General features: G+C 60.0%; 13 protein-coding genes. 3 read left to right on the forward strand and 10 right to left on the reverse strand.

Going from position 1 to position 17,531, the window contains the following annotated elements; genetic code table 11:
- Window positions 1-33: 33 nt before the first annotated feature.
- The gene (locus QEN43_RS21025) at window positions 34-1,353 is read right to left on the reverse strand and encodes an NAD(P)/FAD-dependent oxidoreductase (protein WP_026608793.1); all 1,320 of its coding nucleotides are present in this window, start codon (window positions 1,351-1,353) and stop codon (window positions 34-36) included.
- A 576-nt stretch (window positions 1,354-1,929) separates the two neighbouring features.
- Between QEN43_RS21025 and QEN43_RS21030 the strand changes: the two genes are divergently transcribed.
- Window positions 1,930-3,249 carry a sensor domain-containing diguanylate cyclase gene (locus QEN43_RS21030; protein ID WP_156912607.1) on the forward strand — a complete coding sequence of 440 codons (1,320 nt, stop codon included), beginning with the start codon at window positions 1,930-1,932 and terminating at the stop codon, window positions 3,247-3,249.
- Between the two features lie 69 nt (window positions 3,250-3,318).
- A complete protein-coding gene (locus QEN43_RS21035) occupies window positions 3,319-5,490 on the forward strand; it encodes a RelA/SpoT family protein (protein WP_026608794.1) in 2,172 nt (723 codons plus the stop codon).
- A 197-nt stretch (window positions 5,491-5,687) separates the two neighbouring features.
- Here QEN43_RS21035 and QEN43_RS21040 read toward each other — a convergent pair whose 3' ends face one another.
- Both QEN43_RS21040 and QEN43_RS21045 read right to left on the reverse strand, forming a co-directional pair.
- Window positions 5,688-7,079: a Coenzyme F420 hydrogenase/dehydrogenase, beta subunit C-terminal domain gene (locus tag QEN43_RS21040; RefSeq protein ID WP_026608795.1), complete on the reverse strand. Its 1,392-nt coding sequence runs from the start codon at window positions 7,077-7,079 to the stop codon at window positions 5,688-5,690.
- 4 nt (window positions 7,080-7,083) lie between these two features.
- A complete protein-coding gene (locus QEN43_RS21045) occupies window positions 7,084-8,157 on the reverse strand; it encodes a polysaccharide pyruvyl transferase family protein (RefSeq protein ID WP_026608796.1) in 1,074 nt (357 codons plus the stop codon).
- 73 nt (window positions 8,158-8,230) lie between these two features.
- Between QEN43_RS21045 and QEN43_RS21050 the strand changes: the two genes are divergently transcribed.
- Window positions 8,231-10,009, forward strand: a complete 1,779-nt coding sequence (locus QEN43_RS21050) for a hypothetical protein (protein WP_026608797.1) — start codon at window positions 8,231-8,233, stop codon at window positions 10,007-10,009.
- Between the two features lie 54 nt (window positions 10,010-10,063).
- Here QEN43_RS21050 and QEN43_RS21055 read toward each other — a convergent pair whose 3' ends face one another.
- From QEN43_RS21055 to msuE, 7 genes are all read right to left on the reverse strand, one after another.
- The gene (locus QEN43_RS21055; protein ID WP_317963577.1) at window positions 10,064-11,254 is read right to left on the reverse strand and encodes a sigma-54 interaction domain-containing protein; all 1,191 of its coding nucleotides are present in this window, start codon (window positions 11,252-11,254) and stop codon (window positions 10,064-10,066) included.
- Between the two features lie 266 nt (window positions 11,255-11,520).
- Window positions 11,521-12,777 carry a GTP cyclohydrolase II gene (gene ribA, locus QEN43_RS21060; protein ID WP_051331370.1) on the reverse strand — a complete coding sequence of 419 codons (1,257 nt, stop codon included), beginning with the start codon at window positions 12,775-12,777 and terminating at the stop codon, window positions 11,521-11,523.
- A gap of 10 nt (window positions 12,778-12,787) precedes the next feature.
- Window positions 12,788-13,960: an acyl-CoA dehydrogenase family protein gene (locus tag QEN43_RS21065; RefSeq protein WP_051331643.1), complete on the reverse strand. Its 1,173-nt coding sequence runs from the start codon at window positions 13,958-13,960 to the stop codon at window positions 12,788-12,790.
- A 20-nt stretch (window positions 13,961-13,980) separates the two neighbouring features.
- Entirely contained in the window at window positions 13,981-15,096 is a 1,116-nt protein-coding gene (sfnG, locus tag QEN43_RS21070) for a dimethylsulfone monooxygenase SfnG (RefSeq protein WP_026608799.1), read from the reverse strand.
- Window positions 15,097-15,108: 12 nt separating this feature from the next.
- Window positions 15,109-15,654: an OsmC family protein gene (locus QEN43_RS21075; RefSeq protein ID WP_026608800.1), complete on the reverse strand. Its 546-nt coding sequence runs from the start codon at window positions 15,652-15,654 to the stop codon at window positions 15,109-15,111.
- A 79-nt stretch (window positions 15,655-15,733) separates the two neighbouring features.
- Entirely contained in the window at window positions 15,734-16,918 is a 1,185-nt protein-coding gene (locus QEN43_RS21080; protein ID WP_026608801.1) for an acyl-CoA dehydrogenase family protein, read from the reverse strand.
- Between the two features lie 14 nt (window positions 16,919-16,932).
- Entirely contained in the window at window positions 16,933-17,499 is a 567-nt protein-coding gene (msuE, locus tag QEN43_RS21085; RefSeq protein ID WP_026608802.1) for an FMN reductase, read from the reverse strand.
- Window positions 17,500-17,531 lie beyond the last annotated feature (32 nt).

A 17,531-nucleotide genomic window follows, 5' to 3' on the forward strand; every position in this document is an offset into this window, starting at 1 on the left:
GAGCGCTCGGCTCTTGGCTCGGTTCGAAGACGCTCAGTGCAGCTTGATCTTCGGCTGCAATCTCCGCCGGAAGAAGCCGGCGACCATCAGCATGCCGACACGGAAAGGTCCGAACAGCGCAAGTTGGTGCATCTTGTAGAGGGAAAGGTAAACCAGCCTGGCGATCAGGCCCTCGATCATCACGGTGCCCAGAAGATTGCCCATGAGGTTGCCGACAGTGCTGTATTTGCCGAGCGACACCAGAGAGCCATAGTCCTTGTAGCGAAAGTTGAGCAGAGGCTTACCCTCCAGTTTTCGCTGGATGTTCTTCAACACGAGGCTGGCTTGCTGATGCGCGGACTGGGCGCGCGGCGGAACTGTGGCGTTCTTTTCCGGCCATGGGCAGGCGGCACAGTCGCCGATGGCGAAGATATCGTCGTCGACCGTCGTTTGGAGCGTTTGGCGCACAACGATTTGGTTGAGCTGGTTGGTTTCGAGATCCTTAATGGACTTCAGAAAATCGGGCGCTTTGACGCCGGCCGCCCACACCTTCAGCGCCGCGGGGATGAAATGGCCGCTCTGGGTCTTCATGCCCTCCTGGGTAACTTCCACGATGCGTTCACCCAGATGGACCTGAATGCCGAGGCTTTCCAGTTGCTTGAGAGAGGATTTTGACAGGCGCTCCGGCAGCCCGGGGAGCAATCGGTCGGCAGCCTCGATGATGTGAATTTGGATATCTGACGGTTTCACGTTGTCGAGGCCATAGGCGCTCAGGAGCCGCGTCGCCTGGTGCAGCTGGGCGGATAACTCGATGCCGGTGGCGCCACCGCCGACGATGGCGATGTCCAACTGGCCGATCTCCTTGACGCCGCCGGTGGCGTGGGCGTGGAAATAGGCTTCCAGCAACCGGTTTTGGAACTGTTCCGCCTGCTCGGTGGTGTCCAGGAACAAGCAGTGTTCGGTTACGCCGGGGATACCGAAATCGTTGCAGATGCTGCCTACCGCGATGACCAGGATATCGTAAGGGTGTGTACGCGGCGGCATGATCTCTTCGCCTTTTTCGTTCACCATCGCCGCCAGATGGACTTGTTTGTTGGCGCGGTCGAGGCCGTCCATGCGTCCCAGCACGTATCGGAAACCGTTGCTGCTCGCATGGGCGAGATACTCCAGCTCGTCGTCATGGGAATCCAGGGTGCCTGCGGCCACTTCGTGCAGCAAAGGTTTCCAGAGATGGGTACGGCTGCAATCAATCAGCGTAATCTCGGCCTTCTTGCCCAGGCGTTTGCCGAGCCGTGTGACCAGCTCTAGACCCCCGGCGCCGCCGCCGACGACCACGATTCTGTGCCGGCCCGGGCCGGCTTTGGTTTCGCTCATCTCTCCCCCTCTTATTATTAAGTGTTGATGAATATGGCTAAACCGCGACGTACATCGCGTTTTTTGACGATAGCGAACAAATGCCGGCAACGGAATGATTATCGCGATCTATATTGTTTTTCAGCGGCGTGCTCGGTGCAAACGTAAGACAGACCCGACATGAATGGGAAGGCGGTGAGGATCCGCCGAACGGAAGCCAAGCTCTCCGCGCTCGAGTGAGGGGAGCGAGCAGAGACGCCGAAAACGGCCGATTGGGACCGTCGGCCGCTCGAAATCTGGGTAAGAGCGGCTCGGGGTGCCCGGTATTTGCTGCCTTGAGCTTGCCGATTCGCCGACGACACGGAACAAATCGCGTCGCCGAATGACTTATCTAGCGACGAGTCGGCTGCCGACGATTCGCCACAGCAGACGGTCCAATGTTTTAGAGTCCGGAACGAGTTCGGGCCCGCGGTGGATGTTCATCTTAGCCCTTGCTAATATCCGAGTAACGGAATGGCTAGTGCTTAGCGGAACGACTAGCGACTGGTCGGCTTGCTTACCGGACAATTTTAGATACACGCCCCACAGGATTTCGTGTTGAATCCCGAGTTTCCGAACCCCATACCTGATTGGAACGACCAGATTCCGGTTCCCGTTCTCACGGTTCGATGTGCCGACCAAAAGCTGTTGTTTCTCAATCGTGCGGCTCGCGAACTGTTCGGCGATGCCGCCAAACCTGGACTCGACGGGGCGGCGCTGTTCCCCGACCAGAAGGTTCTGCAGCGTCTACTCGATTCGATGCAGCAGGGTAATGAAACGGCCCATGCGGAGGTAGTCCTTAAGAATGCCTCGAAAACATGCCGCTATTCGATCACCGCCAATGCGGCCGAGGACACGAGTGGCACGCGCATCGCCGTGCTGGCTTTGAGCGAAATGGTTGCGGAAGTTTCCAAGCCGGAAAAAGCCAAGTTTCGTTCCGATATCACGATGTGTTGGGGGATATTCGACCAGGCGGCCGTCGGAATTGCCTTATTCGACAGGAATTTGGACTTTCTGGACGTGAATCGGTGCTGGCTGGACATGTTCGGGTACACGGCCGAGGAAATGAGCGCCTTGTGTCCGAACGACCTCACCCTCCCGGAAGAGGATTTCCTAACGTATGAACGAGCCGAAATGCTGTTGGAGGGTAAACTCGATCAGTACCGGGGGGAAAAGCGTTTGGTCCGCAAGGACGGCAGTCTATTTTGCGGCGATTTGTCCGCCAGTCTATTGCGGGATGGAAAAGGTACCCAGTCCGTGATTCTGTGTTTTCTGATCGATATCACTGATCGCAAGCTGGTGGAGGACAAATTACAGGCCAGCAACGAGCAGCTTGAAGCCCAATTGGCCCAAAACCGGCTATTGCAGGAAAGACTGAGAGACCTGGCGGTACGCGATCCGTTGACGTCGTTGTTCAACCGGCGCTACATGGAGGAGACGCTGCGTCGCGAGCTGCTACGTGCGGCTCGGGAGGACCGGCCCCTCAGCTTGGTGATGATCGACATCGATCGTTTCAAGCCACTCAACGACACCTACGGCCATCCGGCGGGCGATTTGGTATTGAAGGAGTTGGCGGCATTATTGCTGCGCCATCTGCGCAGTGAGGATATTGTTTGCCGCTTCGGCGGCGATGAATTCGTGGCAATTCTGCCTGGTGCGCCGCTGATGACTGCGGCTCAGCGCGCCGAGTCCTGTCGCTTGGCGTTCCAGGATTTGCGGATCGTTTACGAGGACCAAGTATTGACCAGCGCGCTCTCGATAGGAGTATCGGAGTACCCCCGCCACGGTGCGACTGGCGAAGACCTTCTGTTCCAGGCCGACAGCGCGATGTACATGGCTAAGCGCGCGGGAGGCAATCGCGTCATGGTCTGGGGTTGAGTGTCGTTCGGCGCTGGTGCGCCGTTTGCATATGTTTTTGCTCGACCCGTGCAATCATTTCCGAATTTCATGAAACATTCGCTTTACCGCTTGGATAGCCCTTTCCACTCCATCGATGACTTCGAATTTCGGCTGACGGAGGGTGTCAATGGAGCCGAGCGTGATGGGATCATCGCGGCTTTGCGTCTCGCCCTAAAAGCGAAGGAGCAGGACACGATCGTTAGGCCGCGCGGTATCGACGTCGCGGAAATTCTCTTGGGGCTAAGGGCCGACGCGCTTACGCTGCAAGTCGCGCTGCTGAGCGATCCCTATCTCCGCGATACGCTCGAGGAGGCCGAAATCAAGGCCCGATTCGGGGAGACCGTCGCCGACTTGGTGCAGAAGGTCAATTGGCTCAACACCTTCGACGAATACCGCCCGACCGAAGTCAAGGAACCGCAGCAGGCGGAGCTGTTGCGTCGCATGCTCCTGGCGGTGGTCAACGACGTGCGCGCGGTTCTGGTCAAGCTGGCTTATCGCTTGCAGCGCCTGCGGTTACTCAAGAGCCAGGAAGGCGAGTTGCGCGAACGAATCGCCATGGAAACCCTGGATATTTTTGCGCCGTTGGCGAACCGGCTGGGTTTAGGGCAACTTAAATGGGAGCTGGAGGATCTCGCCTTCCGCTATCTCAATCCCGACAAATACCGTGAAATCGCCAACCGATTGGCGATCAACCGCGCCTCGCGGGAAGCTTTCGTCGATCGGTTCATCGAGATGCTGCGGCAAGAGTTGGAGGCGCATCACATCCATGCCAAGGTTTACGGCCGGCCCAAGCACATTTACAGCATCTATAAAAAAATGCAGCGCAAGCAGCTGGACCTGGAGGAACTGTACGACCTGCACGCCGTGAGGGTCATCGTCGACGATGTTGCGACCTGCTATGCGGTGCTCGGCTTAGTGCACGGACGCTGGCTGCATATTCCCAAGGAATTCGACGACTACATCGCCAACCCTAAAGAGAACGGCTATCAGTCATTGCATACCGTCGTGATCGGACCCGAGGGGCGGCCGGTTGAAGTCCAGATTCGCACCCAGGCCATGCACGATTTCGCCGAATACGGTGTCGCGGCCCACTGGCGTTACAAGGAAGGCGGCAAGCAAGACGCGGTTCTCGATCGCAGCATAAACGCCCTGCGTCGGCTGCTGGAGGACAAGGGTGACGACCAGGCGATGCTGGAAGATTTTCGCGCCGAGCTGTTCGAGGATCAAATCTTCGTGCTGACGCCGAAAGGACAGGTGGTCCGGCTGAGCAAAGGAGCGACGCCGCTGGATTTCGCCTATCACATCCACACCGAAGTCGGGCATCGCTGCCGTGGGGCGAAGGTCAACGGACGCATCGTGCCCTTGACCTATTCTCTCAAGTCCGGTGAAAAGGTGGAAATTCTGACCGCCAAACACGGTGGCCCCAGCCTCGGTTGGCTTGATCCGCATCTGGGCTATGTGAAGACGGGCCACGCCCGAAGCAAGATTCGGCAATGGTTCAAGCAGCAGGACCATGAAAAGCATCTTCGCGCCGGCAAAGCTATCCTGGATCGCGAACGGCAGAAGCTAGGCATCAAAGAGGTGGATCTCGAGGAATTGGCGCGGCACTTCCACCTGCCGCGCGGCGACGATTTGCTGCTGGCCGTCGGCCGCGCCGATATCGCGCCCGGGCAGTTGGTCAATGCGTTAAAGCTCCCGGAATGGCAGCCTAAGACCGCGGCGGTTCCGCCGCCGAAAAAGCCTTTGCCGCCCGCCACGGGAAGAGCGTCAGAGGACGTGACCATTCAGGGTGTCCGTAATCTTCTCACTTATTTTGCCCATTGCTGCGATCCCAAGCCCGGCGATCCGATCATCGGCTATGTAACGGTGGGCAAGGGCGTCGCCATCCATCGTGAGGATTGCGACAACATCGTCCAGCTGCCGCCCCATAGACAAGGTCGCCTGATCGACGTGGCCTGGGGTGCCGAGCCGGAAGTCTTTCCGGTGGAACTTGAAGTCAAGGCGCTGGACCGAAAGGGGCTGCTGAAAGACATCACCCAGATCCTGGCGCAGGAGCATATCAATATCGTGCGTACCCACAGCGAGACCAATGGGGACGATCAGACCGTGGTCATGCGGATCACGGCCGAGGTATCGGATTGGGGACAGCTCAGCTCGGTGCTGGACAAGATCAGCCAGGTGCATAACGTGTTCAGCGCCAGGCGCGTGCAGCATGGGTGAAGAAGGCGCGAATGATACCCGCTGTGAGCTTGTCGAAAGGCGGTTGCCGCATCCTTTATAGCTTTCCGTTTAGAAGAACCATTGGACTTTGTAGGATGTGGTGAACGCAGTGAACCGCCCTTCGCTATGCTCAGGACAGGCCCTTCGACTTCGCTCAGGACAGGCATCGTTCGCGAGAATGGGTTTAAACGGCGAATCTAATGCCCCCATCGGTCGATCATTGCTCCGAGCCTGCCTCTGGAGTAAGCCAACCCGTGATAGATTGCCAACGCCAGACGCGCCCAGCGGATATAAAGCCCCGGCCTGCGTATCAAACGGGCGAACAGGAATACGCGATGGCTCCATGCCGTGATTAGGGCGCGCGAGCGGTAGATCAACTTGCGCCGGATGGGTAATCCTTGGGAATTCGGCAGTACACGTTTTCGCGGCTTTAAGCCGGGGCGCGGCCAGCATAGCCGATAAGCGAGCCCTTCTCGACGCTGACGGAAGCCGGCGGCCTGGGTCCGTTCGACGAATCGGGCGTCTACCGGCTTCAGGCGCAACCGGCCTTGTTCGATTCCGGTCTTCATGAGCCGTTCCATTTCCGGCGAGCGGACAATGACAACGTTCGTGCCGCGGCCATCGGACGAATAAGGTTCCACCCAGGCGTCGCCGAATGCGATATCGGCGGTTTCCGCGACGACATCGTCGCAGAAATTGCAGGCCGGGTTCTGAAAGAAGCCGGCGCCCCAGTCACCGTCCGCCAGATGCCACCAATCCTTCCGTACCGTTTGCCCGCTTCGGAGCGTCAATTGAGCCGTGTACCAGTTCGCCGGACGATCGGGGGCCTTGAGGCGAAATTCCACGCTTTGAATCTCGCTTTCCGTGACACCCATCTGCCAGGCGAGACTTTCCACGAAGCGCGCGCTTTTCATATGGCCGCAGAAAAGTCCCAAGGTGTAGCAAATGCGCTCGCGCAGTACTGGGTCCTCCGTGCGGAGCAGTTGCACCGCCTTGATGAAACAAGGGACTCCGACTACGGCATAGCGGCCCGGCTTCGAGCGGATGTTCATGAGTGCTTCCGACAGCTCCACCGGGTAATAGCGCGACTTCGCGCCGGCCCGGATTTCGTTTTCGGTGCGCGAGATCCGGTAACGAAAGAACCGTCTTTCCCGCTGCGGGTCAGTGGCGGCGGCAACATGGACCGCGGCGTCGATCCGGCCGGTGCGTAGGAGTTCGCTCAAGACCCAGCTGACCATGCCCCCTGAACTTCCCCGTTCGCGGAAATCTTTTTCCGCGACATGGCCGACGTAAGCGGAGCGAAAGCTTCCCACGGCAGCATCGCGTTCGCCGGCCCCGGGAAAAAGCCACTCGGCGAGTTCGTCTTCATTTCTCGCGTAAGGTGAAAACGGGCAGATCCGCGCGAATTCCGGAGAGCCGCGGCGCAGCCATTCAGGCGAACCCGTCGGCTGATATTGCCCGTATCGATCCAGCTCCATCCGCGAGGCGACGGAATTCGCCCGTGACACGCACGCGCCGCAACCGATGCACAGCCCGGAGCGGACGATGTCCCGCGGAGCTAAGGCTGGTAGACCAACCGCAGACGGCATGGCGTCAACCCAGCGCACGAGCGAGATAATGGTCCGACTTTCGACGGAAATGCTCGATCCGTTCGAGCATCGAGGACGCCAAAGGCTCGCTCAAGGCTGCGCCGAAATCGTTCGCCGTCGCGTGTTCCGATAACAAGTGTTTCTCGCCGCCGATCATCGTCATCAGGTTTTCGATTTTGGTGGACCGGTACGGTGAGCGTTCGCAGGCGAAAGGTTTTGCATGGCGCAGCGCGAAAACGCAGCCGTGGAAGAAATTGGTCGCCACCGCTTCGGCACGGGCCATGGCGTGGGCGAAATCCTGCGGCCCGGCCGTGATCCGTTGCCGATCGGCCCAGTCGTTTCGATAGCCCAGGCTGACCAGAGGATAGCCGCGCGACTGGGCCCAGCGGCGGGTTTCACGAGCGAACGCTTCCGAGAAGTTATGCCCGTAAACCGCCACGAAAGGCCGGTTCGGCTCGTGCCAGGCGGCCTCGGCTTCCGGCATGAATTGAAGACAGGGATCGAGCACCAGTTCCGGTTCGAAGCCGAGAGCGCTTTCGACAATCGCCCGGGAGTTCTCGTCACGAACCGAGATCGCGTCAAACCGGCGCAACCGGTCCGCCCAAACCAGCTCGAGTCCTTTCGACCCGTCGTAATTTCCGAAGCTCGCGGCATACGAGACCAGCCGTCGCGTGCGGATACCCTCTCCAAAGAAGAAGGAACACCCGCCGTACCACGGATGGGTCAAATTCCAGACCTCGTCGCTGCCGACGATCACGTAGTCGAAGTACTCGTCGGTATTTCCGCTTTCGGGATCGAAGGGCGGCGAACGCGGCAACGCGGATATGGCCCGCACGAATTTGAACAGCTTTAGACCGTAGAGCGGATAGTCCGAGACCGGAACCGGGGTCGGCAGGACCGGCCGGAGCGCGCACGCCCATTCGGCGCGTTTGATCCGCCAGGCATCGTGATCCAGGATGACGGCCTCATGCCCGCGCGAGCGCAGAGCCTCCACCAGGCAGCGCGCCTGCCAATAGCTGCCGTAATTGATGCAGCGATGGAAGGTCAAGATGCCCGTCCTTGGTCTTCGGTTCTCCATGCCGTTTCCGAATTCCCTGTCTTAAGCATTAGATGACGCGCGAAAAGCGATGTGCCTCAGGGGTCCAAGAAATATGATCGTCTACGGTGATCCGTGTTACGAGATTCAGGCCGCTGCCTTGCTGGACCGAGTTCGGCAATGGGCCGGGCGCGCGAGCGGCCATGTGCAGGATGGGACGGATTCGTCAGCAAGGGATGGACAAGCGGATGCAGCTCCGCAGTGTGGCTCGGCCGACGAATGGGACGTCCGACGCAGGCTGCTGATCGAAGCCGGACAACTGGAGCAGGCCCTAGCCGACAGGCTGGGAAACGACCCGCTCGTGCAGCGCGTCATGACGGTCACCGATCTCGCCGCCGATGCGTTTCTCGGTTACGCCGATCCCGGGCCAACTCAAAAAGCGCTGGCCGAGATTGAACTACCGCCGGATCTGACGGTGCGCGTTAAAGTGCCGGAAGGGTTCGCGTTCTATGCGCTCTATCCCGAGCAATACGCCGAAGCCGCGAGGCGATGGAGTCGCGAGCATGCGGATTCGGACTCAAAGCGCGCGGCAGTGGTCGGCATCCGCAGCATAGGCACGAGTCTCTCGGCCGTGGTGGCGCGGGTGCTGGTCAAGGCCGGATGGAGCGTGCGGCGGCTTACGATTCGGCCCACGGGGCATCCGTATGCCCGGCGCACGGAAATTTCGAGCGAGGCCGTTCGGGGAGCGGGTTTCGGACTCGTGGTGGACGAAGGCCCGGGACTGTCCGGTTCGTCGATGGCGGCTGCGGCACAAGCGTTGGTCGAGGCCGGTATCGACCGATCCAAAATCTTCTTTTTTCCGGGACACCGCAGCGGACCCGGACACGCCGGAAACGAGGACGTGCGGCGATGGTGGGCCGACGCACCGTGTTACGTCGTCGGTTTGAACGAAATGACTCGGAATGGCCGATCGCTAATGGAAGAGCTGGCGTATCGCAGCGGCCCGTTCGTTCGGGTGGACGATTTGAGCGGTGGGATGTGGCGGCGTGCGGTCTATGCGAGCGAAGACGAGTGGCCAGCGGCATTCGCGGCGTTCGAACGGAACAAATACCGGGTGGTACGGTGTGACGGTTCCTCCGTGCTGTGGAAATTCGAGGGCCTGACCGGCGGAGCCGAGGCCGCCCGCGATCGCATGGCATGGCTCGCAAAACGCGGCTGGATGGCCGTTCCTCTCGATGTTGCCTACGGTTTCGTCGCGCGGCCGTGGATTGAAGGAAAACCCCTTAGCCGGGAATCGTGCGACTCTGCCATCCTTGCGGGTATAGGCTGCTATATCGCAGAAGCGGCTATGCCCCCTGTCGCAAAGTCCGAACACGAGGGAGCGATAAAACGGCTCAGGGAGATGGTCTATTGGAATATTCGGGAAAGTCTGGGCGAGACGGCGGCCGAAAGTATGCGCGAGTGGATGGGCGAAGTCGTAGTGCCGTCGGGCCCGAGTTACGGCGACGGCAGGCTGGCACCGGAAGAATGGCTGCGCGGTCCCGGCGAGCGCCTGATCAAAGTGGATTGCAGTGGGCATCAGGCCGACCATACCCTGGTGGGAGTGCAACCGGTAGCCTGGGATTTGGCCGGAGCGATCGTGGAATGGGGACTCGAGGGCGAAGCGGCGCGGTGTCTGCTAAGCGCGTTCTCCGCCGCAGGAGGGAAGCCGCCGCCGGTTCCGGCGTTGAGGTTTTATTGCTTGGCTTACGCGGCGTTCAGGCTCGGACAGTGTGCGATCTGCTCGACACGGGCCGATCCAGAAGAAAGGCGAAGGCTAGAGCGTGCAGCCCGCTTCTATCGTGTGCGGTTGCTGCGGGAATCGACACGGCTCGACCTTGGCTATTCCGATTGAATGGTAACGTGAACGGATGATTTGGCAGCTGATGATCATTCGGTGTCGAATTCGTCAGTAGCCCCACCAATCCTGAGTCGCTTCAGATTTGGCCGTTTCCGGTGTCAGCCAGTCCGCAAGCGACGGTGTTGCTCCCGAATTCGACAGACTTCTTCGAGACTTCGATGGTGCTGGGGAGGGCTTGACTGAATTGGACAGCAGTTCTTTTTCATTGCGCTGCACAATCCCGTACTGAATCAAGCGGGCGCGAACCACGTGGCGGCTGAGGCCGAGCAATCGAGCGGTCGCCAACTGGTTGCCGTTGCAATGCCGGTAAGCCGCTCTAAAGAGCGCATGTTCGATCCGAGCATAGAGATCCGGGCCGCCTTTTTCGCACAGTGATTCCAGCACACGGTCCAAGTCTTCCGGGGCGGTACCCGCAGGCGTTTGACGCTCGCGCAACGGCAGGGTCGAAAGGTTCAGCTCGGTCGGAGTGATCGTCCGATTGCGAGCGATCAACAGCGCATGATGAATGACATTCTCCAACTCCCGGATGTTGCCCGGCCAGGAATGTTGCAGCAGTGCCTGTTCGGCATCCGGGGAAAGGGCAGTTTCCGGGCAGCCCAGGCGCTGTCCGTAAAATCTCAGAAAATGGCGCGCCAAGGGCATGATGTCGCCGGGCCTCTGACGCAACGGCAACAAATTCAGCGCCGCGACATTGAGGCGATAGTAGAGGTCTTCGCGGAAGCGCCCGGCTAAAACGGCCTCTTCCAACTTGACATTGGTCGCGGCAATCAGCCGCACGTCGATCGGAATAGGTGTGTGAGAGCCCACTCGAACGACCTCGCGTTCTTGTAGAACCCGCAGCAATTTCACCTGCATGGCTTGCGGCAAGTCGCCGATTTCGTCGAGGAAGAGGGTGCCGCCGGAAGCGGCCTCGAACCATCCCCGCTTGGTGGTGATGGCCCCGGTGAACGCGCCTTTTTCGTGGCCGAACAGCTCACTTTCGATCAGCGTTTCAGACAACGCGCCGCAGTTGACGGCCAGAAAAGGGCCGTGTCTTCTGGCGCTCAAGGCATGGATATGGCGTGCGACGAGTTCTTTTCCGGTTCCGGTCTCGCCGATAATCAGTACATTCACATCGCTCGGAGCGAGCAGCCGGATTCTGGTTAGTAGTTTCTTGGAATTGGGATCTTCGAAGACCAACGCCGACGCTCTGATCGAGAGCGCCATGGCGGACGGGTCGGGGAATGAGAGTAAAGACATGTTAGGACACGAGCTTAGCTGACGAAAGCCGCGTCATACTAACATGCACACAAATTCGAAACAGTAATAAAAAATGATTTTGTTATGCAAAATATAAATAAGAGGCAGGCTAGAAACCCGCTGGTCCGATCGCCCCCCGATATTCGCCCCGTAAGGCCGGACAGCGGGATGAGGAAACGGAGCCCACCAGAAAGGCGCTGGCTATGTTGGCCACGTGAGGAGGATGTCCTACGGACTCTGCATTTTCGCGCGTGACGCTGAACCGCTCATTCCGCCGACAAGGGGACGTTCGCGCCGTTGTGTGCGTTCAGGGGCCAGCCGTCCAAGTTCAGCCAATGTCCCAGCTTTTCCGACTTGGTCCGAAGGTAGACCAGGTTCTCCCGATTGGGTGCTGCCTCCAAAGGCACCCGTCCCACGATCTTGAGGCCATAGTCTTCAAGCTGGGCAAATTTGACCGGGTTATTGCTCATCAGGCGCAAGGTATTTACCCCCAGATCGGCGAGAATCTGGGCGCCCACATCATAACGGCGGGAATCGACCGGCAACCCGAGGTCCAGATTGGCTTCCACTGTATCTCGTCCCTGATCCTGCAGGCCATAGGCCCGAAGTTTGTGGGCCAGACCGATCCCCCGGCCTTCGTGTCCGCGCAGGTAGACCAGCACGCCGCTCCCGGCCCGCTCGATCTGGGTCAGAGCCATTTTCAGCTGGTTGCCGCAGTCGCAGCGCAGCGAGCCGAATACATCCCCAGTCAGGCATTCGGAATGGATTCGCACGAGAACATTGTCCTCACCCCGTACTTGTCCTTTAACGAGAGCCAAATGTTCCGATCCGTCGAGGAGCGAGCGGTAGACATGCGCCGTGAACGAGCCGGCAGATGTCGGCAGGCGCGCTTCGGCGATATGTTCTATGGATCGTTCGGTGCGTCGGCGATAGGCGAGGAGGTCGGCGACGCTCACGATGGGCAACCAGTGTTCTTGCGCGAAGGCTAGGAGCGCCGAACCGCACACCGGGCTACCGTCGTCGGCGGCGATCGTGCTCAGTGCCGCGGCGGGATAAAGGCCGGCGAGCCGAGCCAGATCCACAGCGGCCTCGGCCTGACCGGGATGTTCCAGCACGCCGTGCCGCCTCGCTCGTACCGGAAACACATGGCCCGGGCGGGTAAAACGTTCAGGCCCTATTGTGGGGTCGGCCAAGGCGCGCACGGTGGCACTGCGGTCGGCTGCGGAGAGGCCGAGGTCGACGGCCGTGTTGAAATCGACCGATACGGCGCTCGCGGCGTGCCGCGCCTCACCGTGGATTCCGCTCGTCTTCGGGAGCTGCAGAGCGTCTAAGCGTTCGTCGGTCAAAGCAGTGTAGATGATCCCGCGGGTGTGGCGAAGCAGAAAGGCCATGGTCTTGGTCGTGATCTTTTCGGCACCGATCACGAGAAAGCCTGTATTCTCGCGGGAAGCGTCGTCCATGACGACGACGAAGGCTCCGCTACGGATCGCTTCCAGGGCGGTTTCGATGGAATCGTAGGGCATCTCGAACTCCTCACGAATAAAAGCTCGGTACGGGCGGACGTTCGTTCAGAACCCATTCCCCGAGATCGAGTAGTTTGTAATCGACCGGATCGTGGAGAGAATGTGTGCGGAGGTTCCTCCAAAACCGGTCGAAACCCGCCGCCGAGGTGGTAGCCCGTGCGCCGGTCACCTCGAACAGGCGCTGGGTCACGTCCAGTCCCGCACGAGTGGCGAGCACTTTGGCGGTAGCCGTGGCCAAGGCGGTTTCGGCGCGCTCCTCGGCGGTCAGCTCGTCTTCCTTCTGCCAGGCGGCATCCAGCAAGTGGGCGGCATGGTCGGTCGCGAGCGACGCGGCATTCAGTTCCACCCAGAATTCGCCATATTTCTGCAGCACGTAAGGGTCTTTGGTAGGGCTCTCTACGCCGGAAAGAAACCAGGCACGGGACTGGCTGCGAGTGTAAGCCCTGGCTTCCGTCAGTGCGCCTTCGGCGATGCCGAGATAAATATTGGTCAGGACCAGTTGCGCGATTAGCGAACGCAAACTCGCATACAGGCTGCCTAAAGGCCCTGGATTCCTGAGGATCTCGTGGTCGTAGATGCGAACCTCGTGGAATTCCACGGTGCCGCTGTCGGTTTGGCGCTGTCCCATGTTGTCCCAGTCGGAATTGATCCGGATTCCTTCCCGGTCGGACGGGATGACCGCAACTATCAGCTTACCGTCCTGATCGGAGATTCCCGACACGACCAGCTGATCCGAATCCATGGCGCCCGAGCAGAAGCTCTTGATGCCGTGCAGCAGCCAGTGGCGGCCGTCGGCGACAATGCGGGCGCGGGTGTCCAGAGGATTCAGGGCATTGCCCCAGAACCAGCGGCCCCGGACCGTCTCCCGGTAATAATGCGGCCACTGGTCGCCGAATAGCCGCACCGTAGCCAGCAACAGGTGCTGAAAACCGAACAGATGGCCCAGCGAGCTGTCGGCCGCCGAGATGATGCGGACGATGCGCAAGGTGTCGTACCAATCGAGACCATAGCCCCCGTATTCGGTCGGGATGATCAGGTTCAACAGGCCGCTCTCGCGTAGCCGGTCGCGCTCGGCTTTGGCGGTTCCTCCGGCTTTGTCCCGTTCGACCGCGGTTTCGGCGAAAGCCGCCGCCAGTCGCTCGGCCTTGCCGAACAATTCTTGAATCGGTACGGGCTCGTGCATGGTGCTACCAGCGGCCGGCATCAGGCGACAGCTCTGTCTAGTGTTCCGGCTTCCAGTTGCCGTACCAAGGGTATTACCCGTTTGCCGAAATACTCGACTTCTTCCTGGAAGTGGAGGAAACCCGTCAAGACCAGATCGACCCCGACCGACTTCAAAGCCACGATCCGTTCGGCGATCTGCTCCGGCGTTCCGATGAGACCGGTCTTGAAACCGTCGTTGTACTGGACGAGATCCTCGAAGGTGGAATGAGCCCAATTGCCTTCGCCTTCCGGTGAAGCCTTGCCGGCCTGCTGGACTTCGTGGCCGAAAGCCTTGACCGCTTCCGGATCGGCCTTGGCGATGATCTCATCCAGCACCTCGCGGGCCTCCGCTTCGGTGTCGCGGGCGATGACGAACGCGTTGACGCCAATCTTGACGGTGCGGCCGTGCTGAGCCGCTTTGTCGCGGATGTCGTCCACCTGGGCCTTGATGCCTTCGACCGTGTTTCCGTTGGTGAAATACCAGTCCGACACCCTTGCCGCCATATCACGCGCCGCCCGGGAACTGCCGCCCTGAAAGATTTCCGGATGCGGCGATTGCAAGGGTTTGGGCTTCAGCGAATAGTCGTGAAAGCGGTAGAAATCTCCGAGGAAGGTGAAATTGTCCTGGGTCCAGATACCGCGGATCGCGCGGATGAACTCCTCGGAACGGCGATAGCGCTCGTCGTGTTCCAACCAGGGTTCGCCGATCGCGTGAAATTCGCTTTTGAACCAGCCGCTGACGATATTGACGGCGATACGACCTTCCGTCAGCTGGTCGATGGTGGCGATCTGTTTGGCGAGCACGGCAGGATGCCAGGGTCCCGGCAGAACCGCGGCGATCACCCGCAGGCGTTCGGTAGCGGCCAGCAGGGCGTGGGAGAAGGCCACCGACTCGTGTTGATACTCGGCGCCGTAGCCCGCGGTGAAGCGGATCTGGCTCAGCGCGTACTCGAAGCCGTTCTGTTCGGCTATTTGCGCCAGCTTACGGTTGTAGTCGATGTCCCAGCGGGTGCGCTGTTCGATCTTGCTGATGACCAGGCCGCCGCTGACGTTGGGGACCCAGTAGGCGAATTTGACGGGAGTATCGGATGTGGCGACGGTAAATGCTTGGCTCATGATCTTGTTCTCCTAAACGGCATGATTGACCGGCGTATTCAGTAATGTGCCGTTGACGGTGACGGTACCGGCGACTTCGACGGGACGGATCAAGGTGTCCAATACCGGGCAGTGCGCTTCCACGCGTGCGACCAGATCCCGTATCGTCGCCAAATCCGCGGGGCTCTTGATAACCGTTTCGAAACTGACTTTTCGATAGCCGGCCGGCACGGACTCGTCGAGGCCGAACAGCCCACGGACGTCGAGTTCCCCTTTGACGTTGACTTCCACGGCTTCCAGGGGAATGCCCAACACCGCGGCGTAAGCGGCGTACATGATTTCCTGGCAGGTCGCGAGGGCGACCAAGACGAGTTCCACGGGATTGGGGCCGGCGTTGCTTCCGCCGAGCTCAGCGGGTTCGTCGACGACGATGGGTGGAAAGTCCCGTACTTCGGCGGAGCAACGTACCCCGTCGAGCAGCCGGCTCCTTGTCCGAAACAGCAAGCGGGCCTTCGCCGGATCGTTGCTCACGACGCCGATCGTTCTTTCCAACGCCTGTTTCAATGCATTCTGTGACATGTCGATCTCCGGAATGTCTTGGATCGGGGGGCAAAAAAGCGGCTGCCCGGTCATGGTGAACCGGGCCGCCGTGCCAGGCTCACTCGCCGCCTTGCTCGAACAACTCGAGAGGCAGTCCGACTAGGGATTTGCCGATCCATTCACGGGCGATGTTGTTGGAAGGCCCCATGCCGATGCCGGCACGGGCATCCCGGAATATGCGTTCCAGAGGACCTTTCTTGTAGCCGTAGCCACCGCTGACATCGAGCGCGTTACGGGCCGAGATGTTGGCGACTTCCGACGCATGCACCTTGAATTCGGTCAAGGGAAGTAGGATCTTGCCTTGCGGTTCTCCGGCCGCCTGGAGCTGGTCCAGCTGCCTCGCCAACTCGAACTGCCAGGGTCTTAGGCTTTCCACCAAGACCTTGGCTTCCGCGAGCTGCTGACGCAGCACCTGGTAGTCCGACAATTTGCGATTGAAGTCCCGGTGGATCGTGTTGGTCAGGTGTTCCGTCGCCTTTTCCAGGGCGGCGCGGGCGACGCCATGCCAGACCGCGCCTAGACCGATCAGATAGACCGGCGAGACGCCGTGGTAAACGATGTCTTTACCCTGGCCTTCTTCGCCCAGGCGGTCGCGCTTGTGGACGCGTACGTTGTCGTAACGCAGCGGTCCGCTGTGATTGCCTCGTACCCCGAGGGCTTCCCAGCGCCCGGCCTGAATGCCTTCGAGCTTGGAGTCGACAATGAAGAAGGTGATGTCGGTAGCGCTTTTGGCTCCGGGCGAGCGGGTCTGGAACACGTAGTAATCGGCCTGGCCCGCGCTGGTGGTAAAGGATTTCTCGGCATTGAGCCGGTAATACTCGTCACCGTCGCGCGCGGCCTCGCTCAGATTGAACCACCAATGGCCGCCTGTGGCTTTTTCGCTGGTGGAATAGGTCCCGATCAGACCTTCGCGCGCCGGTTTCAGCCAGCGTAGTTTCTGATCGTGATTACCGAAGAGATTGATGGTCTGAGCGGCGCCCGTGTGCATCACGTAGACCAGCCCGGTCGAGGCGCAGGCCCGGCCGATTTCCTCGGCAACGATGGAGAACGCCACATGGTCCAAGCCGAGGCCGCCATACTCTTCCGGAATCAGAACGCCGTTCCAGCCGGCTCTGGCGAGCGCATTGAGGTTCTCTCTCGGAAACAAACCCTGCTCGTCGACCTTTTCCGCGTTGGAGCGGATGACTTCGTCGACCAGCTTGCGGATATCGGCTCGGATCTTTTCGTAATCGGGTGTGGACATCGGTTTTCCTCCCTTCACGCAGCCCTGGCTTGCCGTTGCCTTGCGGCGAGAGCCTGCGCGGCATGCACGGCTTGACGCGCGGCCGTTTCGATGCGTTCCAGCACGATAGGATCTGAGAAGCGGGTACCATCGAAATCCCGCTCCGTGGCGTAAATGCCCGAGGGAACGGTATACGCCCCGAAGAAGCCGAACAGAGGCCGCAACTGATGCTCGATGATGAGCGCATGTTTTTCGCCGCCGCCGGTCGCAGCGAGGATCACCGGGGTCTCGTTGAGCGCTTTGGGATCGAGGAAGTCGAACAAATGCTTGAACAGCCCGGTGTAAGACCCTTTGTAGACAGGGGTGGCCGCGACCAGGATGTTGGCCGTTTCGATGGCGCGTAGTGCGGTTTTTCCGGCCTCGCCCAATTCACCGGGGTGCCGGGCCGGACCGATCGCCGGCGCCAGTTCCGCCAGTTGGTGGATGTTGGTTTCTATCGGCGTCAGCCGGCCGATGGCGTCTACGATCTGTTCGGCCAGGGCGAGGGTTTTTGATGGGGATCCCAGATTGCCCGAGACCACGACGAGGTTTAGTTTGCCCATGTATTTGTCACCTTGTTTTGTTTAAGAAGAAA

It is taken from the genome of Methylocaldum szegediense, assembly GCF_949769195.1.
GTDB classification, from domain to species: domain Bacteria; phylum Pseudomonadota; class Gammaproteobacteria; order Methylococcales; family Methylococcaceae; genus Methylocaldum; species Methylocaldum szegediense.